We start from the raw sequence: 22,683 nt of genomic DNA on the forward strand, positions 1-22,683 counted from the left end.
TGTCCCTTTAACGGTGTCGAAGGTGACGACCCTACTTTGAACCTCAAAGTTAGATAAGTCTGTGTTTGTCATGAAAGAACGTTCCATCGAAATTGTCATTAAGCTTTTGTTTCTTTGAATAGAACGTGTTTGCGCACCACCGGGTCGTATTTGCGGAGTTCTAGCTTTTGTGGGGTGTTGCGCCGGTTCTTTGTTGTGGCGTACGCATAAGCGCTCAAGCTCGATCGCATGAGAATCTTGATGCGTGGCCCGTTCTTTGCCATGGTTACCCCTATCCTGCCTTATTGAGAATTGTTTCTCAATAAGGCAGGAGTAATACTAACCTATTAGATGGTCGATGTGTCAACCTAGCGCCAGAAAGCTAGGCTTAATTCAGACCGCTACCTCTCAAAGAACGGCTGCACAGTAATGAAGCCGAGGCTTACAAAAGAAAGGCAGTAGGTTTTCCAGCTGTCGTTACTCTGGAGAGCTGCATTTGGATAGCACTTATCGATAATTATTCTCAAAAGGGACAAATGTTTGTGGCATTTATCTGTAGAAACTGGAGCTATGAAACGTGATACTTCACACCGCCGGGCCTTAAGGCAAGCTTTGGAAGCTACACGGGGCCACCTAGTTCCCAGGTGGCTTTAAGGTACAAGACCATGAGTTGACTCTCTACGGACGTTATCCTACCTACCAAGCAGCTTAGATTTCGCGGAGTATCGATACGTTGATCGTGAGTCGTGATGTGAGAGGATCTCATGTTCTCTTGCGTATCCAATATCGGTAACAAAGGTAGTGAGTAAAGTACACACGTCTCTGGGCGTCATCAACAAACACCAAAAGAATGTTAAGAGAAGAATTAGTTGCTGGTACTTATATTAGGCTAATCGATTTTATGCATCGGCACGGAAAACCTCGTTAAAAGCAAATTAGATATTTGGGCCCAGCCTGCCTATTTTGTGAAAGCTAATATTGGAGATGGGTCTCGCAGGTCGTCTAAAACGACTTCTGCTCCTGCCATTTCAAGTGATTTACGACTCCATCTTCCAGTGGCAACAGCAATTGCCATACAACCGTTAACATGAGCACACTCTACGTCACGAGGGGTATCACCGACCACTATGATTTCCCCAACTTCGATTTCGGAATCGTGCAATTCGAGGTAACGCTGACGTGCTACTTCTATGAGGCCTGGTCGGGTAGAGGCTTCGTCTCCGAAAGCCCCGACAGGAAACCACAAAGGATTCAAACCAGCACTTTCGAGCTTGTGTGGCGCTGCAGCTCGATAGTTACCTGTTAGGAGTCCTAAAGACACTCCGTTCATAGCCCGGAGTGTCTCCAAAAGCGACACGACTCCAGGGAGGGCAACAATAGGTTTCTTCTTTAGTTCAGAGACAAGGATTTCTAGGTAAACCTTTTGGAAAATGTCATGGTCATTCCAAGAAATGTTTGTGTGGTCGTTAACTGCAATGAGTTCACCAAAGATCTGAGGGTCAATTTTACCAGAGGAGTCTATATCGCCAAAGCTAAAGTCGTGACCAAAAATTTGTTGACCTGCAAGCTTCATGGCGCGAGAGCCCGTCCCTTGGGAAGCGAGGAGTGTGCCATCAATATCAAACAGGAAGAGCATTAGCACCTAACTGATTAGACGAATTCACAGAAAATATTGCGAAACACGGTTGGTTTATGATTTGGCAGAAGGTATGGGTTAAGCTACCTGCCAGAACTGCGTTTACAAGAGACATCTACTGATAGCTTAACAGTGGTTCCGGACGTTAAATTGTAGTATGCCAAAGTTTCGAGGCCAGGTTCTCTCCTAAAATGATTTTAGTTACCTTTAGCTACTTCTGTAATGACTCATTGGATGGCATATGAGCAGGATCTTTCTAGGACTTTCCCGACTCATAGTTATAGTCCTAGTTTTTTCATTATTCGCTTTCGGCCACGAAGGTTTTCAGGTTCGACTTCAGGATGCCGATGTAGACGGATACACAGTTACGGTACTTGACGATATCCACGAGAATGGATCTGGGCTCGTGGTGGTTTTCGTTGAGATTGACGGTTCCCCTGCACCTAAAGACACTGCAGTTTCAGTGAAACTAAAGCCATTTGGGGGTGAGGCTTTCGATTTTATACGTGCCGATTATCGGGGTTCCCCTTTTTACCTTGAACGGAAACGTGCAATGTATATGGCTTTACCGCTCATACTTGTACAGGCCGATACTTACCAGTTGCAGGTGTACCTGAGCGGCAAGGCAGGGCAGACCGAGATTTCTCTAGATTTGAGCTTAAACACGGAGGTCCTTAAGTAGACTTGAGTTATACATGTATTAACCGGGGGTGTTGATAGCGAGTGAACCCACCAAAACCTACGCGAGTAAGACACCCAAGCTAAGCTCAAACGCGATGCTTCGTCTATATGACGATGTAAGATTATCCTAAATAAAGTAATGCTCAGTGAGACTGTATTATAAAGCTTTTTCATATAGAGATAGGGCCAGAAACAGTATGCTGAAAATTCTCTACGGGTTGTCACCCACGGAAGTTTGGGTTGGGGAGTAATCGTGGCCAAAACCCAAAAAATGGATGAAATGTATCAAGAGCGTGAGTGTTTCTTATCTGAACACCACTTTTCTCAGAATTGGACCACAGTATTCTGATGCAGGTAGGGACTACCTTTTCGGGTTCCTGAGGCCCTACTTCTGGAGGTTTAATGAAACGCAATTGGTTGTTTGTTTCTCTAGCCGTGTGCGTTCTTATGGTTGCCCTGGTTAAGGCCCAGCTTTCCAGAGATATTGTTAATGAATTCTTGGCGACTGATTTCGGGAGAGCCTTCCTCGAGACTTACTCTGCCCTAAAGACCGATTACCTTACAGATGTAGAGGACGAGGTGATTATCCGGGGCGCGATTAACGGAATGCTTGAAGCTCTCGATGACCCCTTCACGAGTTACGAGGATGCTCAGTCCGCAGAGCTTGATGCTGAGACCCGCTCAGGCTCTTTCGGTGGGATTGGAGCCACTCTTTCTGCCCGAAATCGCAAAGAAAATAGCCTAGTCGAGATCATTAACGTTTTCCGGGATAGTCCTGCTGCCAAAGCTGGTATTAGACGGGGCGACATCTTCAAAGAGGTTGATGGAGTAAATGTTGAGGAGTCAGACCTAAGTGAGATTGTAAGTCGAGTACGGGGTCCAGAGGGTACCCAAGTCGAACTGAAGATGCTTCGTCCATCGGAAAGCGAACTAATTGAATTCACATTTACAGTGATTCGTGGCGAAATTGAAATAGTTTCGGTTGAATCAACGGTATTGCCCCAGAACGTTGGTTACCTGAGCATAAATACCTTCTCAAACGAACGTGTGCACGAACAGCTTGTTGAGCAGATCACTTCCCTCGAGAGGCAGGGCGCAACTTCGTTGATTTTAGACCTCCGGAATAACGGTGGCGGTTTACTAAGTCAGGGAATTTTAGTGGCTGACACATTTTTGAAATCTGGCGACATTGTGTTTCAGCGTTCCCGTGGGGTAACCAGACGACTAGCCTCAGCGGATTCCGACCATTCTAGTCTTCCGTTGGTGGTATTGGTTAACGAAAATTCTGCTTCAGCGTCCGAGATAGTAGCTGGAGCACTACAGGAGAATGGACGTGCTCTAGTAATTGGTGAAGAAACTTTCGGCAAGGGCGTTGGTCAATCCGTCAGCCGTTTAGCGGATGGTGGTCAGCTAGTGCTCCTTAATTTTGAATGGCTTACTCCTAACCGCCGTAGCATTAATAAACATGGGATAACCCCAGACATTATTGTGGATGATGTTCTTTCCAACCCACTAATCTCCGTTGAAGGCGAAGGAGCGTCGGAAGGGATGACCATTGAGTTCTTGGTTGATGGTGAGGTCATAGGTAGTGCAACTGCTAACGAAGAGGGAAGCTTTAACTTCTTCCAACCGTTCACCCGGCATGATGGAAGTGATATCCAAGGTGAAGCTATCGTGGACCTAAATTCCGATCCCGCACTACAAGTTGCTTTTGACACCCTTGTCAACCAGGTAGGGACACGGGTGGAAGATGACTGATTCAAAGCCTGCTAGATACTTAATCGCGGACTTAAGCCCCGCGCAATTTAGGACATGTCGAAAGTACGCTGATCAGATAAGGAGAGAGAGATGAGGAAACATTTAGTCGCGATCATCATTATAGTGCTTGTGGGTGCCGGAGCGGCTTTAACGCAAGGAGTTTCTCCCATAAATTCAGCTCGGTCTCTGTTAGAAGACGAACGCAACACTATCGAGATAGTACGTGAATTCGGGCCCAGCGTAGTAGCTGTTAATGTAATCGCTCCCCTGTCTCGTGGCCAAGGGTTTAACGGTCCGCTAGGTGATTTATCCGATCGTCTGCGTGAGCGCTTACAGAGAGATCCCAAAGGCGGCTTTAAGTTTGAATTAGATGCACCTAAACAGGATCGTCCTGCGCGACAGGGGAGTGGTAGTGCATTCTTGCTTGATAGTGAGAAGCACATGGTAACTAATTTTCATGTGATTCAGGCCGCCCTTCTCCCTGAAACTAACGAGCTTCGGGATGGCGCTGAAATCAACGTCATTTTTCCTAATGTGGAAGATCCCATCCCAGTGAAGGTGTTGGGTGCCAACCCATCTTTCGACCTTGCCATATTGGTGCCCCTAGACGGAAAATTACCTGAAGGAGCTACTCCACTCCTGTTGGGAGACTCTGATCTTGTGGAGGTTGGCCAGAAAGCTGTTGCAATCGGCAATCCTTTTGGTCTTGCCTCCACGGTCACAACAGGAATTGTTTCGGCAGTTGGCCGGACTCTACCCTCAGTTGGTCAGATCCCAATTTCAATGATCCAGATAGACGCAGCTATCAATCCTGGTAACTCTGGTGGGCCGTTACTAAACTCCAGTGGTGAGGTCGTGGGCATAAATACCGCAATAGTTCCCGGTAACGGCGGCCCCTTCAGCCGGGGTGCATTCGCTGGCGTTGGTTTTGCCATCCCCAGTAACCTCCTAGCAGATAATCTCGAGATTCTTCTTTCTGGTGGCTTTACTGACGTGTTTGAGTCCCGACCGAGAATTGGGATTACAGTCCGTAACCTCCGAAGCTATCCCGAGAGTGTGCGACAGAGCCTCAGTCTTCCTGATGAGGGGGTGATGGTAGTGGAAGTCCAAACCGGTGGTCCAGGTGACCTTGCGGGTCTACGTGGAGCAAATTTCACGGTTAACGTTGAGGGACAGGAATTTCCTGCAGGAGGAGATTCTATAATAGCAGTCAATGGTCAACCTTTAGAGGATGCAACAGGTTTACAGGAGTTAGTGTTTTCCCGGGCTCCAGGAGACACTGTTGTCATCACTTTAGTAAGAAATAACGAGATAATGGAGACGCCTATCGTCCTAGAGGTGGTGCCTCGAGAGTAACGGTCTTAGTCGTTACTAGGGTTTGGGCTGCAACTTCGTGTAGTTCTGCAAAGGCTTACGGGATATAAGGTATTTGGTATTGGATAAGCCTAGCGGCCTATTGACCCTTTGGGGGGGATCGGGTCTAAACTTGGACATGATGAATCAGCGTGAATTCCGCAATGCTCTCGGGCACTTCGCTACAGGTATTACTGTTGTGACTATGCGCGAAGGTGACACCGTACATGGTATTACCGTGAACGCTTTCATGTCGGTTTCTTTGGACCCCCCGTTGGTTGCTGTATCGATAGATAGACAAGCTACCGCACACCAGACACTTAATAAGACTAATCGTTATGGCGTTTCGATGCTGGGAAGTGACCAAGAACACCTCTCTAATCATTTCGCTAACCGCTTTGCAGCAGAAGTGGTTGAACCCTTCATTGAAGTCGATGGGTTCCCTCTTGTTAATGGCGCCTTGGCTCACCTGATATGTGACATAGAGGTCGCACACGAGGTTGGAGATCACACAATATTTATTGGTCAGGTTAAGCACATTGCCGTTAATGATAAGAAGCCATTGCTTTATTACCAAGGTAAGTATGTTGGTTTAGGAGATTAGGTACTTTTGCTCACATTGTGTGGGACCTAAGTTGCTGCGTTATTGTTAAAAGTGCATTGCGAAATACCCCACAGCCAGATACTGGACCTTTACCTTTAAGCTGATGGTGACGTATAGTTCAGCTGCTATCTGGAAACTCGGCTAAGGGTGCGACTTGGCTACAGGTAAGCCAAGGAAGGTCTTTATGTCATTTTCTGACTTTGGACTCCACCCTAAAGTGGGGTCTGGTATCAATGCAGCCGGCTATTTAGAGCCTACGCCCATCCAAGAGAAGGCCATACCCTTAGTGATGGCTGGCCGGGACGTAATGGGACTCGCCCAAACTGGAACTGGTAAAACTGCCGCATTTGCACTCCCTATCCTTCACCGTCTCATCCGAGGTCGGCGAGGGCAAGTTCGAGCTCTCATTGTGGCGCCGACGCGAGAGCTTGCTGAACAAATTAACGACAGTTTCCGCACCCTAGGTAGAGGAACTGGCTTGCGCAGCGCTACCGTCTATGGGGGGGTTGGGATGAATCCTCAAATAAGGGCTTTGGATGGGGGAGCAGAAGTCATTGTCGCCTGTCCAGGCCGGCTACTTGATCATCTTAGTAAGGATGGTTCCCTCCTTCGTGATGTGGAAGTGTTGGTTCTCGACGAAGCTGATCACATGTTTGATATGGGCTTCCTCCCCGATATACGGCGTATTCTTCGTAGCCTTCCCCCTGAGAGGCAAACGCTCATGTTTTCTGCGACGATGCCACGAGATATACAGAAGCTAGCTCAGGAGGCCCTTAAAGAACCTAAAACAGTTCAAGTGGACCTTATAGCTCCAGCTAAAACTGTTTCTCATGCTATTTATCCCCTAGAGAAGCATCAGAAGACAGCAATGTTGAAGCACGTGCTGAAGCAGTTAGACCCCCGGGCCACCTTAGTGTTCACTCGTACTAAGCATCGAGCTAAAAGGCTTGCTCAACAGCTAGAGCGCTCTGGTTATCGCGCAGTTGCTTTGCAGGGAAACATGTCACAGAATAAGCGCCAACAGGCTCTCGACGGCTTTCGGAAAGACCGCTATCAGATTCTAGTTGCTACCGATATTGCTGCTCGGGGCATAGACATTATTCGGGTTTCGCACGTAATCAATTACGATATGCCTTCCACTGCGGATGCGTACACTCACCGTATAGGTAGGACTGGGAGGGCTGAGCGGAGTGGTGATGCGTTTACTTTTGTCACAACCGAAGATTCAGGAATGATTAGGATTGTCGAGAGGTTGTTAGGAGAACCACTTAAACGCGTTCGGCCTGAGGGTTTCGATTACAATACTTCCCCGCCCAAGGGGCAAGCTGAATTCGATCGCGGCTCGCGGCATCAGGGGCAGAAGGCAAACAGTTCTAAATCTACTCAGCGACGTAGTCGGTCGAACACACGGAATCGGTCGAATTCTAGCAAGGGTTCTTATGCAAGTAATCAGCGACGCCAAAATTGGCGTCGAAGTGGTTCAAGCAAAAGCACCCGTAATGATTGAAGCCATATTACGATTCAATTAAGGGTTTTTTGGCTTAGCTTGGTAATTAGTTGTATTAGAATTGGGGTTAAACTTTAGAGTTCTTGCGGTTATAGGGTCAAACATTAACCGAGACATCTCGGGGGCGTTAGTTTCACAAGATGAACTGTGGCATTAGGACTTCGAGACCCAGTTTTGTTCACCAACCAAGGCTAGATAGATAGAAAATTAGTGACTATCAGTCCGTCCAGGCCAATACGAGACTCTTCGCCGTATCGTGGAGATTGCTTGCAGCGATTTGTCCTGTTAGGAGAAATTCTTGTGTTCCAGAAATGAATGCGGCTCTACTGTAGGGGTTACCTGGCTCGCTAAAGTCCTCTAGTAGGATTACTGTGTCGTTAATACGATGGAACCGGGTGCCGGAATGGGATTTATAGTTTTTGTCCACGAAGAGTGTTTTTAGGTCAGTGGCGCTACTCTCACGGACTACGATGTCAAGGAATTCTTTACCATTGCCAAACTGCAGGAGTATTCCCTTAATACCGTTTTGGATCACCTCGAACACCCCTTCGATAGTGAACTGATTAGGCAAAGAAGTCGGTACCAGGTCGGTTGGGGCATCGATTGCAATTTTCTTGCTTTTTCGGGAATTAGACCGGGTTGATAATTTAGGCGTCTTAAAGTTACTAGATGCTCGGGTTTCGACCGAAACTCGTGTATCAATTAGAGGTCTAGCTGCAGGGCTAATGGTTACTCGGTATGTTTTCATTACAGCGGCTTCTGGTGTTAGAGCTCGACTCGGATTCAGAATAATTAAATAGAGCTTCTCGAAACGACTTGTGTTGAGCGTGACCGAATTCCCAGGCATATTGAAAAGAGTCGCTATATCACCATTTAATCCTACAACTGTTCCTTCGAGAGCACCTCCTCGCAAGGATATGGTGACGACCCCACCAGCCTCGATAGACAAATAATCAGCGCCAAGCTGAGCTACACCGTCAGCCGGTAGAAACTCCCCTAATCCTGTAGACCCTTCGAGACTTACAGTAGGATAGTGTTCTCCCTCTTCAAAATTCCTTGTTAGTAGTGCGACGCTAAATTCTTTCACCACCGAAGCAAGAGTCGTACCGTTTTCGACTAGCGCTGCATCAATAGCAAAGTACCCGTCAAGGTAGCGAGCGTGTTCCCAGATTGCTCGGACGGCCTTGTGACCGAAACGTTCTGACAAATATCGGAAAAAAATCCATTGCCCGTACCAGCGGTCACTTCCTGTATCAATACCAACCTCAAAACCCTTTCCATTCTGGGCTAGGTCTGGAGCGTTGAATACCGTGTCGAGGTCACCGTAAATCTGATTGATATCGTCAAAAAATTCATCCTCTATCCAGTTAGCCGTTGCTTCCCATAACCAACCAGCAGGTTCTTCCCCGTCGTAACCGAACTGGATAGCATGAAAGTACTCATGAGCCACGGTAGTACGTAATAACTTAGCTGGGGATAAGCCACTGTCGTCGAGGAAGGTGTTGTCTAGTTCCATGTATGAGAATGAAGAGCGCGATTCCATAATATTTTTAGTTGCTGGGTTATCTCCCACGCGTGTTGCGCTAGCGCTGCTCTTGACAAAGCCATAACTGTTTTCCGTCTCGAGTAGATTCCGAATGAAAATATCGTAAAGGTCGTTACCTCCCCACCCACAATCAGAAGGAGGTGGTGACCAACCGAATTCTTGCGTCGCAGTTGAACGAACGCTTTCGAGGACATCTGCGGTAGCTTGAACGTAATCTGGTAAACCATTAGCATCACGGTCGAGATCTAGAACGGCATCTTTCCCTTGAAGGGTGTAGTGAAGGCGGAAATGTTGGCTGTCGAAGTGGTTCACAGGCCCACTAAGAGTAGGTGGCATCAAAACCTCTCCAGATTCTGCAGGGGTTAAATAGAAATGATTTTCTAGGGTGGGTTTATTGCAATTATGGGAGATGCCATGTGTCGTAGAATTTACACCGTTGGAAGCACTAACCGCCAACAAGAATGTGACTAGTGCAGACGTGAGTGGTAGCTTAGTCATCTTTCCTAGACTACCTCTCATTTGGTCCTCCTTGCCGTTCAGGTGTCGAGCGTTGCTAGCGTGGGTTGAGATTTGAGTTGGTGTTGGCTAATCGGCATGAATACAAAGCTATTCAGCCCGTGAAAGACCGAGGGTCACAAATAAGCACCAGATTCTAATTGGGCAATTACTAGTGAACACATCAATTCATTACTTCCAAAATTTTAAAGCCATAGCGATTTAGCTGGACTTGTAGAATACCGTTATTGACATGTATAACTTCGCCACTAAGGTAGTTACGGAGAATTCGAATGTTTTCACCGACTATCACTTCTGTTTGGCAGGGCTCCTCATCGAAATTGAACACTGTTACTGCACGTTTCGTTCCCCTCTCACTAGTCCTTAGGCCAGCGAATACCGTCTGTCGCTTGTCTGTCGGCAGCTCTGATAAATCACCTATTCCAAGAGCCTCTTCTTGCGAACGTAAAACGAACATTCGTTTAACAAAGCTAAATGGTGACGAAGGATCCGAGCCCTGGCGTGACATCTCCGCGTGGTCAAGGCCCCAAAACTTTAGGTCAATATCTAGTGGTGTCCTGAGTGGAGTTGGTAGAGGCTTTGATAATTTTCTTGGATAAGTAATTACACTTGCATCGACCCACACTTGGTCGGGTAGGGTTGCTTGGAACGCCACCTGTAACCTAAACATTTGACGCATAAAGAGACCGCGGTATCGTTCGAACATCCGCCTTCCGAACTGCTGAAATGGGAAAATGTTGTGTTCAATGAGTTGTTGTCGGATCGCCAAGCCACGGCGAATATGGTCAGCGTTTTGCTCGAGCATTGCCTCTAGTTCCCCGTAGAGTCGATCCCTACGAATGCCCGTACCAGCGTTAAAGCCGCCGCAGCGGGTAATGTTATGCGCAAGGGAGCTGTGTTCCGCCGTGATAAACCCACCACGCGATTTTACGAGATCAGTAATAGCACGTAATGCTTTTACATTAACGTTCTTCCAAGACTCAATGCTGTCCACATCCCAACCAACGATTCCTTTGTCCATCCAAAAGCCTATGTACTCGCAAAAAGCTTCGACGTATTCCTGATTACCAGCATCGGGAGCTGGATGGTCCCAGGTCAACTCTACGCTACCGTCATCATCCCATCCGAACCAATCTATCCTCGGATCTTCCACGCCTTCGTTGCGAGCTTGTTTAGCAGCTAAATAGATTGGATGGTGCCAGCCCAAGTACTCTGGAACAGCCATGACTATGATAGGTATGTCGCGCTTATGGCATTCTGCCATCAGCCGATTAAAATCATCCATCGTGCCGAAAAGAGGATCAGTGTCGAACCAATCTTGGGAAACTAGGCCGTTGAATTCGTAATCGTCGCCAAAGCGTGTGACCTGGTGAAGCCTCAGTCCAGTCATTCCCATAGCTTGCAGATCGTCCAGGTTCTGGCGGATGCCTTCAAAGTCCCCGATGCCGTCACCGTTTGAGTCCCAACTACCAGCTACGGTGACGCTGAGAATAGTAGGATGCGTGGTCCACCAACCTTTAGGTTTCACTATTTCCCTCCTTCAGCTATGAGCAGACTAACAGTATTTGCTCACGAGTCTTTCTGATGATTAACGGAGTGGCTAGTCAAATAGCTACGATGTCACAACGCCTTAAACACACATTTTTAAACTGCTATAAACCTTTTCGCTGCTGCTCAGACCAGACTCCATACTTGCGGATTACTTATTGGCTTTGTGGTTCTCAGCATCATCAATAAACACCAAATAGATTGTCAAGATCAAAGCCAGGAAGAATCCCTTAGTTGCTTCAAGGATAGATACGGTTTGGTATTGGAGGTGATAATGCAAATACCCGATCTAGTTTGATGGTGAGTTGGGATGCAGCGTCTACGATCGTGCCCTCAACGACTAGAACTGAGGCGTCTCGGAGAGATGCACGGCTTAATTCCCAGATCTGGGGATTGATGACGAGTTGACAGCGAACCGGTCCGTCCTCAATAACGAAAAACGCAAAACCCTTTGCGGTTCCTGGTTTTTGGCGACTGATAACGAGGCCAGCGGTCCGGACGGAACTATTCAGAGCTTGATTTTTTACACTGAGAAGAGGGATGCAGGCAAGTTCACGAAGTTGATCGCGGATTAGGTCGAGCGGGTGCATGTCTTTTGTTGAGAAGCCGTAACTTTGGTAGTCCCATACAAATTCCTGGGAGCCGCCCAACTGTTTTAGTGGGGGAAAAGGCGGCAAGCTGGTAAGGAAACTGCTTGTCCCTGCTTGCACGGCATTACTTAGTGATATGAGGGTATAGAGGGCTTCCCTGCGTGGGCAAAGATGGTCAAATACGCCAGCCTTAGCAAGGGCTTGGAGTTCATTGATTGGTAATGCGATACGAGAGTAAAAGGACTCAACGCTTTCGAAGTGACCACCAAGTAAACGCTCAATGACTATTGAGCGTGCTAACTCGGTACTAACACTCTTGATAGCACTTAAGGGAGGGCGAATGTATTTGATGCCGTCAATGAGTTCGCAGCGATAATGCACACTACTTTTGTTGATATTGAGTTTAGCAAAACGAACTCCCCAGTTACGAGCTTCCTGCCGTTTTGTGCTTTGAGACCACATCCCAGGTTCCTCAGTCAGTATTGCGGCGAGGAACTCGTGCGGATAGTTCACGCGCAACCAACTACTGGCATAGGCATGAATCGCGAATGCCCATGCGTGTGACTCGGCAAAGCCATACCCTTGAAAACTCTTTACTGCGTCGAAGACTGCGAGAGCGTCTTCCTCAGTCGCGCCTACTGTTCGTTGTGCGCCTTCCAAAAACCGCTTACGTTCTGATTCGATGTTTTCTAGGTCAGCCCAACCACTAACTTTCTTTCTGAAACGGTCTGCATCTACCCAGTCCATGCCTACAAAATGCACGCAGATACGGAGGACATCTTCCTGGAAGAGCAGCACGCCATAGGTCTTCTTCAGGATCGGCTCGAGAGAAGGATGAAGATAAGTGACCTTTTCGAGGCCACATCGACGCCGAAGGTAGGGATGGACGCTTCCGGATTGTATAGGGCCTGGTCTGATCAAGGCGATTTGGTGAGCAAGATCTTGCAGGGTCCTTGCCCTCATGGTTTTGCTTGTGTGCTGCTGACTTGGGCTTTCTACTTGGAATAAGCCAAGAGTGTTGCCGCTGCTAATGAGATCCCAGACGGGAGATTCGTCAGGAAGATTTCCTAAGTCCAGCCAAATTCCTTCAGTCCTAAAGATTTCCTCACGGGCATGCTCGAGAGCTGACAACATGCGAAGGCCAAGAAGATCTAGTTTGATTAGGCCAAGAGCTTCGGCGTCGTCTTTGTCGAGCTGGATTATCTTGATGCCACTGGAACTACGTTCAAGGGGGCTGTAGTAGAACAGTGGTTCCTTACTGAGTACTACTCCGCCTGAGTGCGGAGCAAGGTGACGTGGGTGCTTTGGTTCCATGTTGCTGAGTAGGTCTACTAGGGCTGCGTTGGCTGGAGAGCTACCGAGTACTTCCTCAAAGATGTTTTCAGCAGCGGCTACTTGGGGCGGGCGGAGGCCACGAAAATCTCTTCCAAGACTAGTAGTGAGCATATTTCGTAGCTTAGGCGGTATGCCCAGTGAACGGCCCAGGTCTTGGATGGCGAGCGGAAGGCGGTAGGTAATCTTATTGCAGACCATTGCTTCTGTTGTTTGTCCGAATCGCTCTTCTACCCAAGCAAGAACCTCATCGCGGCGTGAGCTGCTGATGTCGATATCAACATCAGGCATGGTGCTTTTGCCAGTGTGTAGGAAACGTTCGAATAGCAAGTTGTGCTGTACAGGATCTGTTTGTGTAATGCCGAGTAAGTAGCAACAGATGCTGGAAGCTGCACTACCCCTGCCTGCTGCAAGTATGCTGCGTTGTCGGCAGTAGTCGGTTACCTCCGCTGCGACAAGAAAGAACTCGGCAAGGTCGAGAGCTTGGATTGTGAGGAGTTCTTCCAGTAGTTTGGTGCGAGCTAGTTTAAGTTTCTCGCCTGCATATTGGTGTAGCAGCTCTTTGATACAGCGCTGTTCCAGGTGTCGTTGCGGTGTGATTCCGGTGGGAACATGGGCTTTTGGCGGCGCAAGCCTATCAGGCAGTAGGTCGAAGTAGCAAGCTTCCGCAAGTTGATTTGTGTTCTCAATTGCTTCCGGGAACGGTAGGCGGGTGAAGTAAGAATCAGCCGTATCGATAGCATTTTGATCATTTTGTGGGCGGTTGCGATTAGCCTGATCGACGGTAATGCCTAAGCGACTGCACATCAGAGCATCGTAGAGGTGGTAGTTGCTAGGGTCGGCATATTTGATTTGTGGTGTGCAGACAACGGGTAATTTTTGGCTGATGGCAAAGCGTCGGATGATTCTTGATCTGCGAGAATCCCACTGGTAGTTATCGTGGTAGATCTGGACGAATAACCACTTGTGAAATCCGCCCTTGAGCTTCTCCAGGACATTTTCGAGAACCCTAAGTTGCCGGGAGATCATCATTTTGCTGATGAGGCCGTTCCTACCACCAGTGAGAATTGCAAGGTCAGTAGTGTCTGATAGTACAACTGGTAGAGGGACGTTGCGATCTTCTCGTTCGTGAGCGTGCGTTAAGATTCGGTTTAGATTAGCGTAGCCGGCTCTGGAGCGCGCGAGTAATACAAGGTCGTAAGTTTCTTGCTCAACCAAGATTGGAACGGTAGCACCAATTAGAGCTCGGACTTTTGCTTTTTTAGCTGCAGAGAATAGTTCGACGCCCGCAGTTACGTTGAGATAGTCAGTGATTGCAAGGTAACTGTAGCCCCTTTCTTTAGCTCGGCGAACAAGCCGTGTTGGGCTGGATGTTCCAAGGCCGAAGCTGAAGTAACTTTGACAATTAAGTAAAGCCGTTAGTCGCCTATGCGGCTGAGGATCCAATTACCTGCCTCCTCCCTGAATAATTCCAGGATGCTACCGTCAGTTGTTTCAATGAGGAAGTAATATCTATGTATCTCGTTTTTCCACCATTCGCTGCAGTATGTCCAGGTGTCTATGATTCGCCTGATTTTCCTCGATTTCCCGCGCCACGTGATTCTGGATTGGCTCAATATGCTTTTGTCCAGTTGGGTTACCTCGATATTTTCCATTACTATTTTCAATGGTTTCCTCCTCTACCGGAGTAGATAGCTTCTGTGCTTTGTTTACGATAGGTTCCAAGCGGTATCGGCGGTTGGGTGCTTGAGAGTAACGATTGGTCCACACGAGACGGACGATTCCGCCTGGGAACCTATCTGTCACCATGGTTATAGCGTTGGCTGCTTGTTCTTTCGCGCGCCATAAAGATGGTTGTTCGAGGGTCATTTCAAGGGTAGAGAGTCGAAGCTCGATCTCGTCAATACCTACGGGCATGGCGCGCGAGTCTTGTAGTGCTTGTAGAGCTAGTTGGTAAATGTGGCCGGGAGATGAGGCCGGATGCTTAGACAGTCGGGCGCCAAAAACAGATACACCGCTGAAAGTTGCTCTGATAATGATGCGTCGTGCCGTACGTTTATCAAGTTCTTTTGCGGCTCTATTAGCTAGGAGTGAGATGACGGGTTCAACCTCGTACATTTCGAAGACTGGGTTCTCGAAACTGTAGCTCTTGATTACTTTCTCTTTCGGTTGGTATATGGGTATGTCTGTTGTGCTTGGCCCGTGAGTGATTTGTAAGACAACTTTTGCTTCTTGGCCGAGGAAAGCTAATATTTGCTTTTGGGACCATTGTTTCAACATTCCGATATGGCTTATTGCGAGAAAGTTGAGGCGTTCGAGAGCACGTTTAGACATGCCTAAGCGTGCGAGAAAATGGATGGGTACATTGGCAACGAATGATTCTTCGGTGTCAGCACTAAGGTTTCGATAAGAACCTGGGGTGCAAGTTGTGGCAGCAAGGTGGGAAAGTTCAAGCGATGTGGCAACTCCGACCTGCAGAATATGTGTTGTGGCCAGTTCTGACGCTTCTGTAGGAGTGATTTTGAGATGTACAATGCCGATTTTAGGAGTAAAGAGCCATGGCGTAATCTCGTATAGCTCCTCTATAAAGGCTTCCCAGTGCACCATTAAGTCTTCGTCGTTGATGTGCACTTCCTGTAGTTTGGCGTGTTGCTGGAGCGCTCCTTGTAGTGGCATATTTTCGGTGATTCCTGCTTGAGCAGCTGCTGTGTTTCCATGAACTACGCGGTTGTTACGGCAGAAGATAGATGGTAGATCGGGCTTGGTTAGCCCTTTACGATTTGAGAGCCATATGGGAAAACTATTGAAGTAAATGGTTGCGATATTCAGCATGGAAGCGTGCTAGGGTCGAGAAGACGTAAACAGCAGCTGCACGTTGTTGCTGTAGCGTCAGGACGTGGGGTGGGTGCATGGGCCTGGCTGGGCTAGTTGCGCCCACCCCCTTAACTAGGCTAGTAGATTTAAATGGACGGTTCTTAATTCAATGGACACCACCTCTACCTTAATAATTAAGGCATATAGGTTTAAGGATAGAGAATGCTGATTATTATGTCAAGAGCTTCGTACGATTAATACACTACTGTCCTCAGGAGGATTATGGGGAAGGGGTGATAACACAAAAGCTTAAATTACTCGCAATATTTTGCCAGAAATGCGGAGGCGTGAGGGTCTGATATAACGCTCTACTTGACAACGTGTTGGTGTTTGTTGATGATGCACAGAACCATGCAGTTATTAACTATTTTTGTTGTTGTGTTGTTTTTAGGTGTTGCTTGCGGTCAGGAAGTCCTCATAGAGGGATTCGTTGCACAGTGCTTAGGTGAGCACTCCTCTACGGATACTTCAGTGAAGACTGCGGGTTCATCAGGTTTCAGCCTTCTCAGGGTTGACTACCGAACAAAGAGCAGCGGAGATATAGAGGTATACGGAAGAATTAGGAATGATAATACTAGAGCTTTGACCGTAAAGGTAGAAGTGATGTTACGGGATGCGAATGGCCACCTGATTGATAGTGCCTTCTTTTGGGTGAGTACTAGTAACATTATGGCAGGAAGCACGATGGGGTTTTCCTGGTTGTTTGACCCCTATAAGAATTTGTCTAGCGTAGACGTCAGTATTATCGACATTCACGAGTGGTGAATATACTAATCTGGGTTGTCTTGCTCTGGTAAGGAGGGTTAATGCAACGAACGTCGATAGTGTTATTAGCTAGCTTGTTTTGTTTGATTTTGTCGTACTTTGCAAAGAATTGGGCACTCTCTTGGACATTGATATTCCTTGGTTTTGTTGGGGGCTTTGTGTTGATGATCTGGAGGGTTCGGAAAAACATTAAGTCCTGGTTAGGTAAATGTCCTAACTGTGAGAAGATCGTCCGCATAGATGCTAAATTTTGTCGTTACTGTAGTATGAAAATTTTACTATAAAGTAAGTGAATTGATTCAGGTCTCTATCAAGAATTGTTGAGTGAAGTAAGGGCACAGTTTTTAGTTAAAAGGAGTCTACCTATATAGCAAGCATAACTGAAAATTGCAAGACATGGCTCAAATATTCCCTGGTTGGTTGCCGGTACAATTTAGACTTAATAAACTTTTTCTAGCAGTGGTCTTAATTTTAGCAATACGTTTTTAACCAGTTAGCGTCTTCCAGATAACGGTATTTATATCTTTTCTTCACGTCTTGAAATACTCCCAAATGACACCCGTAAGCTAGTAATAAGCGACTCCTAATTACACTCGTTAGTTTGCAAGATTATTACGGCTTTGTTGAAACTGTTGGGGGGTTAGTCGTCAGCCTTAGGATTAACAGGCGAGTGAAGAAGTCAATCAAAAACCGTTATCTGATTTCCAGTATAACTGGAGCGTGGTCGCTAGCTGTAAGACCTTCCTTCTTTTTGCGATATTCTCGGTCAATCCACGCGTTAGTGGTGTCGTTCGAGACCTCGTCTGTTCCGAGAATCAAGTCGATGCGTAAACCACGATTAAAGCGAAAAGCTCCACCACGGTAATCCCACCACGAGAAATCTCTGTTCGTAGGGTATAACTCTCTGAACGAATCGTTCAGTCCCAACTTAAGTAGTCGGGTAAGTCTTGCGCGTTCCTCTGATGTGTGGAAAATTACTTCGTTATTGTCATCAGCAAGATGACTGTCTAGATCCGAATGTACAATATTAAAATCACCCATAATAATTTGTCTGTTGGCAAGCGATTGGCTAGATTCAATTAACGAGTCAAACCACTCTAACTTCCTAGCGTAATCTGCGTGATCTAGACTTTTTCCATTTGGGCAGTACAGATTGGTGACTCGAATACCCAGCGTGTCAGCTACTATTCGCCGACTCCCGAACATATCCTGACCAGAAAGGCCAATTTCCACCACGTCGATAGGCCCTTTGGATAAGACGGCAACGCCATTCCAAGCTTTCTGGCCATACGCGACAGCTTGGTAACCGAGATCTGAAAATTCATCAAATGGGAATACTTCTTCTTCCATCTTTAGTTCATGTAAACCAACAATGTCTGGTTTCCGGTCCGTAAGCCAGATCTTCAGGAAGTCAAGTCTTGCCCTTAAGCCATTTATGTTCCAGCTTGCGATCTTCACGGAGTCCTCCTAAAGATACCTCTCGTATGTTGATTGTTTTGCGATTGCATTAGTCTAAGGAGAATCTAGATCATTGAGACCATGCGAGTTAACGTGTGCAACTCAATTGTGAAAAATGCGAGAGGCCAAACATCAGGCTATTATCATTTACCCCACCGGGCTAGTTCCTGTAAAAGGACTTTTCGCTTAACGGACGATGCTTCCATCGGTCACATCGTGGTCAAATGTAGCAACTGCTAAATTACCTTCATCGTCCTCTGCCGCAAGTACCATTCCCTGCGAGTTCACCCCACGTAGTTTAGCTGATTTTAGGTTTGCAACCATGATGATTTTCTTGCCGATAAGTTGTGTGGGCTGGTAGTGCTGTCGAAGACCCGCAACCACTGTGCGCTCTTCGGGCCCAACTTTGACTTTAAGCACAAGGAGCTTGTCGGCATCTGGATGAGGCTCAGCTGAGAGCACAGTAGCTACTCGCAGCTCTAGCTTGCCGAAATCGTCAATCGTAATCTCGTCCTTATGCTCCAAAGGGGGCTCCTCTGGGGTATTTAGTTGGTCCTCAAGAGCTTCAAGGTCGATTCGGGGAAAGAGAGGTTCTCCTGGACGGGTCAGTGTTCCTGGTGGTACGAGATTCCATTTGCCAGCACTATTTAGAGTGAAAGGCTCTAGGTGAATACCTAATTGTTTGCGTAGCTCGTGCATCTTGCTGGGCATTATTGGGTCGAGGAGGATACTAGTACACCGCAGCGCCTCAACTGCTGTGTTCAGAACTGTGTCGAGGCGATCTGTTGATTTTTCATCTTTTGCAAGTTGCCATGGTTCGGTGTCGCTAATGTACTTGTTCGCCGCTCTCACACCGTTGAGGATTGACTCAACTGCCCGGTCATATTGAACATTGTCGAAGGCCTGAGTAACCTCTGTCGGAAGTTTATTAAACCGTTCTATTAGTTGGTCATCTATAGCTTTGCAGGAGGAGGCAGCTGGCACCTTACCATTACGGTATCGACCCACCATACCCAGAGTCCGGTTTAGGAGGTTTCCTAAGTCGTTAGCGAGATCGGCGTTGACGCGCTCAGCTAAAGACATCTCAGTAAAGTTTGCGTCAAGCCCAAAAGTAATATCTCTGACTAGATAGTAGCGGAAGGCATCAATACCGTACTTCTGTTGTAGGTTTAGTGGCTCTACGACATTGCCCAAGCTTTTGCTCATTTTTCTTCCGTCTACAATCCAATGACCATGAACGTTAAGGTGTTTGTAGAGAGGTAGATTCGCTGCTTTGAGCATCGTTGGCCAAAACACCCCGTGGGGTTTCAAGATGTCCTTGCCAATAAAGTGGTTCACGCCACTCCAGTAACGCTTTTCCAGTTCTTTTGATTCCAGAGCTGAATAATAATTTATTAGAGCGTCAAACCATACATAACACACGTGTTCTTCGTCCCAGGGTAGTGGTATGCCCCACGGCACTCGTGAAATGGGTCGGCTAATACTTAAGTCGCCGATTGGTTCTTTTAAGATAGATAAAACTTCATTGCGATAACGTTCAGGTCGGATCAGATTGGGATTACGTTCAATAGTTTCTCGTAGCCAAGGGCGATACTTTTCCATACGGAAGAAGTAATTTGCCTCACTGCGGTATTCTGGTGGTTGGTTGCTGTCAGGACATTTGCCATCAACAAGTTCCTTCTCGGTTACAAATCGTTCTGCGCCTACACAGTAAAGGCCTGAGTACTCTCCGTAGAAAATGTCACCATTGTCATAAACACGTTGTAGGATTTCCTGAACTACCTTTTTATGTTCCAGACCAGTAGTGCGCATGAATTCGTCATATTTGATTCCCATTTGATCCCATGTGGCTTGGAATTGCCCAGCTACTAAGTCGACGTACTCTTGTGGAGTTTTGCCAGCTGCAGTAGCTGCTTTTGCTACTTTTTCTCCGTGTTCATCCGTGCCAGTTAGGAAATAGGTGTCATCGCCTTTAAGACGATAGTATCGCGTTACTACGTCGACAAGGATGGTGGTATAGGCGTGACCTAAGTGTGGTTCGGCATTGACGTAGAAGATCGGAGTAGTTGCGTAAAATGATGCCTGTTCTGTAGAACCTGGTGAGGTTTCCCTCCTTCCAGACAAGGGTTTCGAAGTATCTTTCATGATCTCCTCCAAAGATAGGCATCGTGATGCGCGATGTCCCTATGCTCTAAGAATAATTTAGCTACCTGCCTTGCACTAGACTAGGCCTTCTATCGCCAGGGAGTATAGCAGACGAGATTAACCTGAATAGTTGGTTTCTTTGCGAGAAACCCGATTGGGTTAGGTTGTTAGGTTCGAATTATAGTTGTAACTTTGACACATGTTTTTGTTAAGGCAACATTAATTCTAACTTTCTACAAACCTATCTCCGGTTTTGCTATTCAATTGAAAAGTTGCCAAGAATTAGCTGTTTTAACTTGCTTTTCGGCATTGTGATAGATGTCTAGCGATCAGTATTGGGACCAAAGTAATGAGTTCCGCAGGACCCGTCTTCGCACTCCTTGTTTCGCCCAAACCAGCGGTAGCGGTTTCGAGCAATCCAGGCATAGGTTAAGTCTGCTAGTTGATGGAGAAGGGGCAGATTGTAGAACCGTCGTAAAGGCCAACCAAGCCAAGGGGTACCAAGTTCTGCAAGTCGAACTAGTGCATCCACTCCCCCACGAATGGCTCCATCCCTATCGACGAGAGTAATTTCTCTACGTACATCCTCTGGCGTTAGTTTAGGAAAGCGATATGCGAGACTCTGGAGTGGGCCAACTTCTACTTGTCCGCGTCCCAGGCGGTACATGTTTAATGCTTGGGCTCGACATAAGTTGCAAGCTGCATCGTAAAGAATAATGGGGTCTCCCACAAACCAACATTATCAAATACGGAGTTTGACATGAGTTGCTACATGTCACAAGGGATGGACTCGCCTCCAAAAGTTTGATGGTGCCGTTGGGTTAATTAGGGTACTTTTCGGAAACTTAGGCTTTCCAACCTAGCTTATAGAAGGTGTATGTTGGGTGTATATAGACTCTGTGATGTACTAGCTGAGGAGTCTTCTGATACTCTAGAGCGTTATGGCCAAGAATAAGGGGATTACGCCGCAGTCAGAGGATTTTAGTACTTGGTACAACGAAATTGTCTACAGGGCCGACCTAGCTGATCTGTCACCTGTTCGCGGTTCTATGGTGATAAAGCCTTACGGTTATGCCTTATGGGAGAATCTCCAGTTGCACCTTGATCGAATGTTTAAGGATACAGGTCATCAAAATCTTTATTTCCCAATGCTTATACCCATGTCGTTTTTCGAGCGAGAAGCCAAACACGTTGAAGGGTTTTCGCCTGAATTGGCGGTGGTCACTCATGCTGGCGGCAAGGAACTTGAAGAGCCGTTGGCGATTCGGCCTACTTCAGAGACGATAGTTGGGGAGATGTATAGCAAGTGGATTCAGAGCTACCGTGATCTACCGCTTCTTTACAACCAGTGGAATAACGTCATGCGTTGGGAGCTCCGTACTAGGCCCTTTCTCCGAACGACTGAGTTCCTATGGCAAGAGGGGCATACTGCCCATGCTACGGCGAAGGAGGCTCTTGGTGAGACTCATAAGATGCTTGCACTTTATGCTGAGTTTGCTGAGTCCTATGCGGCAGTCCCAGTGATCCAAGGGGAAAAAACTGAAAGAGAGCGCTTTGCCGGGGCGGAAATGACGCTAACAATCGAAGCCATGATGCGGGACACTCGGGCCCTCCAGTCGGCAACCAGTCATTACCTGGGTACTAATTTTGCTGAGGCTTTTGACATTACTTTTAATGACGTGGATAATAACCAAGCTTTTGTACACACCACTAGTTGGGGGTTATCTACCCGCATGATTGGGGCAATTATTATGACCCATGGTGACGATTCTGGCTTGATTTTACCTCCGCGTTTGGCGCCACATCAGCTTGTGATAGTACCTATTTTCCGACGCAATGATGACGAGATTAAAAAGAGGGTGCTTACGGAGGTTGAGCGCCTTGCGGAGGGACTTAAGGAATCAGGTGTTCGTGTTCACGTTGACATGCGTGAAGGAATTAGCCCGGGCTGGAAGTTTAATGAGTGGGAAGAAAAGGGTGTGCCCCTCAGGCTCGAGATTGGGCCTAAGGATTTACAGAAGAACACCGCTTTGCTAGTCGACCGGCTTTCTGGGGAAAAACGCGAGGTGCCATTCGGAGCGCTTTATGAGGAGATCCCCGTGGAACTCAATCGTTTTCACGAGGCACTTTACCAACGGGCGCTCCACTTTCAGAAAGAGCACACTTTTGAAGTTAATACGTTCGATGAATTTAAGGAGCATATAGAGCATGGCTGGGTCATTGCTACCCATTGTGGGGACCCCGAAAGTGAGCGAGCTATCCAAGAAGAGACACGAGCAACAGTTCGTTGTATCCCTATCGATGGACCAACTGCCGAAGGAACGGTTTGCATACACACCGGGCGCCCATCTGGTTATTCTCGTAAAGTTATCTTCGCACGAGCTTACTGAT

Annotated in this window: 16 protein-coding genes; 7 read left to right on the forward strand and 9 right to left on the reverse strand. The window is 47.2% G+C overall.

Annotated features, from left to right (window positions below):
- Positions 1 to 98: 98 nt before the first annotated feature.
- Both rpmG and CMO31_06285 read right to left on the reverse strand, forming a co-directional pair.
- A complete protein-coding gene (rpmG, locus tag CMO31_06280) occupies positions 99 to 263 on the reverse strand; it encodes a 50S ribosomal protein L33 (GenBank protein ID MAZ53606.1) in 165 nt (54 codons plus the stop codon).
- A gap of 674 nt (positions 264 to 937) precedes the next feature.
- Positions 938 to 1,615, reverse strand: a complete 678-nt coding sequence (locus CMO31_06285; GenBank protein ID MAZ53607.1) for a hypothetical protein — start codon at positions 1,613 to 1,615, stop codon at positions 938 to 940.
- 241 nt (positions 1,616 to 1,856) lie between these two features.
- Here CMO31_06285 and CMO31_06290 point away from each other — a divergent pair, with 241 nt between their 5' ends.
- From CMO31_06290 to CMO31_06310, 5 genes are all read left to right on the forward strand, one after another.
- Positions 1,857 to 2,297, forward strand: coding sequence for a hypothetical protein (locus CMO31_06290; protein MAZ53608.1), 441 nt, complete (start codon positions 1,857 to 1,859; stop codon positions 2,295 to 2,297).
- Positions 2,298 to 2,698: 401 nt separating this feature from the next.
- Complete coding sequence (locus CMO31_06295; protein MAZ53609.1) at positions 2,699 to 4,054, forward strand: peptidase S41; 1,356 nt, start codon at positions 2,699 to 2,701, stop codon at positions 4,052 to 4,054.
- A 90-nt stretch (positions 4,055 to 4,144) separates the two neighbouring features.
- The gene (locus CMO31_06300; protein ID MAZ53610.1) at positions 4,145 to 5,410 is read left to right on the forward strand and encodes a peptidase S1; all 1,266 of its coding nucleotides are present in this window, start codon (positions 4,145 to 4,147) and stop codon (positions 5,408 to 5,410) included.
- Between the two features lie 139 nt (positions 5,411 to 5,549).
- Positions 5,550 to 6,011, forward strand: coding sequence for a flavin oxidoreductase (locus CMO31_06305; GenBank protein MAZ53611.1), 462 nt, complete (start codon positions 5,550 to 5,552; stop codon positions 6,009 to 6,011).
- A gap of 184 nt (positions 6,012 to 6,195) precedes the next feature.
- Complete coding sequence (locus CMO31_06310) at positions 6,196 to 7,518, forward strand: RNA helicase (GenBank protein ID MAZ53612.1); 1,323 nt, start codon at positions 6,196 to 6,198, stop codon at positions 7,516 to 7,518.
- Between the two features lie 217 nt (positions 7,519 to 7,735).
- Here CMO31_06310 and CMO31_06315 read toward each other — a convergent pair whose 3' ends face one another.
- The 4 genes from CMO31_06315 to CMO31_06330 all read right to left on the reverse strand — a co-directional run bounded on the left by CMO31_06315 (position 7,736) and on the right by CMO31_06330 (position 15,882).
- Positions 7,736 to 9,583, reverse strand: coding sequence for a hypothetical protein (locus tag CMO31_06315; GenBank protein ID MAZ53613.1), 1,848 nt, complete (start codon positions 9,581 to 9,583; stop codon positions 7,736 to 7,738).
- A gap of 160 nt (positions 9,584 to 9,743) precedes the next feature.
- On the reverse strand, positions 9,744 to 11,108 hold the full coding sequence (locus CMO31_06320) for a hypothetical protein (protein MAZ53614.1): 1,365 nt from the start codon (positions 11,106 to 11,108) through the stop codon (positions 9,744 to 9,746).
- A 259-nt stretch (positions 11,109 to 11,367) separates the two neighbouring features.
- A complete protein-coding gene (locus tag CMO31_06325; GenBank protein MAZ53615.1) occupies positions 11,368 to 14,496 on the reverse strand; it encodes a DNA polymerase III subunit alpha in 3,129 nt (1,042 codons plus the stop codon).
- 66 nt (positions 14,497 to 14,562) lie between these two features.
- Entirely contained in the window at positions 14,563 to 15,882 is a 1,320-nt protein-coding gene (locus tag CMO31_06330; GenBank protein ID MAZ53616.1) for a hypothetical protein, read from the reverse strand.
- A 378-nt stretch (positions 15,883 to 16,260) separates the two neighbouring features.
- On the opposite strand from CMO31_06330, the gene CMO31_06335 reads away from it, so the two are divergent.
- Positions 16,261 to 16,689 (forward strand): hypothetical protein, encoded by a 429-nt coding sequence (locus CMO31_06335; GenBank protein ID MAZ53617.1) that lies wholly within the window; start codon positions 16,261 to 16,263, stop codon positions 16,687 to 16,689.
- A 693-nt stretch (positions 16,690 to 17,382) separates the two neighbouring features.
- Here CMO31_06335 and xth read toward each other — a convergent pair.
- The 3 genes from xth to CMO31_06350 form a co-directional block, all read right to left on the reverse strand.
- A complete protein-coding gene (xth, locus tag CMO31_06340) occupies positions 17,383 to 18,147 on the reverse strand; it encodes an exodeoxyribonuclease III (protein MAZ53618.1) in 765 nt (254 codons plus the stop codon).
- Positions 18,148 to 18,333: 186 nt separating this feature from the next.
- Positions 18,334 to 20,292: a methionine--tRNA ligase gene (locus tag CMO31_06345; protein MAZ53619.1), complete on the reverse strand. Its 1,959-nt coding sequence runs from the start codon at positions 20,290 to 20,292 to the stop codon at positions 18,334 to 18,336.
- A gap of 322 nt (positions 20,293 to 20,614) precedes the next feature.
- Complete coding sequence (locus tag CMO31_06350; protein MAZ53620.1) at positions 20,615 to 21,022, reverse strand: hypothetical protein; 408 nt, start codon at positions 21,020 to 21,022, stop codon at positions 20,615 to 20,617.
- A 211-nt stretch (positions 21,023 to 21,233) separates the two neighbouring features.
- Here CMO31_06350 and CMO31_06355 point away from each other — a divergent pair, with 211 nt between their 5' ends.
- The gene (locus CMO31_06355; protein MAZ53621.1) at positions 21,234 to 22,682 is read left to right on the forward strand and encodes a proline--tRNA ligase; all 1,449 of its coding nucleotides are present in this window, start codon (positions 21,234 to 21,236) and stop codon (positions 22,680 to 22,682) included.
- Position 22,683: the final 1 nt, after the last annotated feature.

The sequence above is a fragment of the Trueperaceae bacterium genome, assembly GCA_002707365.1.
Taxonomy (GTDB): domain Bacteria; phylum Deinococcota; class Deinococci; order Deinococcales; family Trueperaceae; genus UBA6957.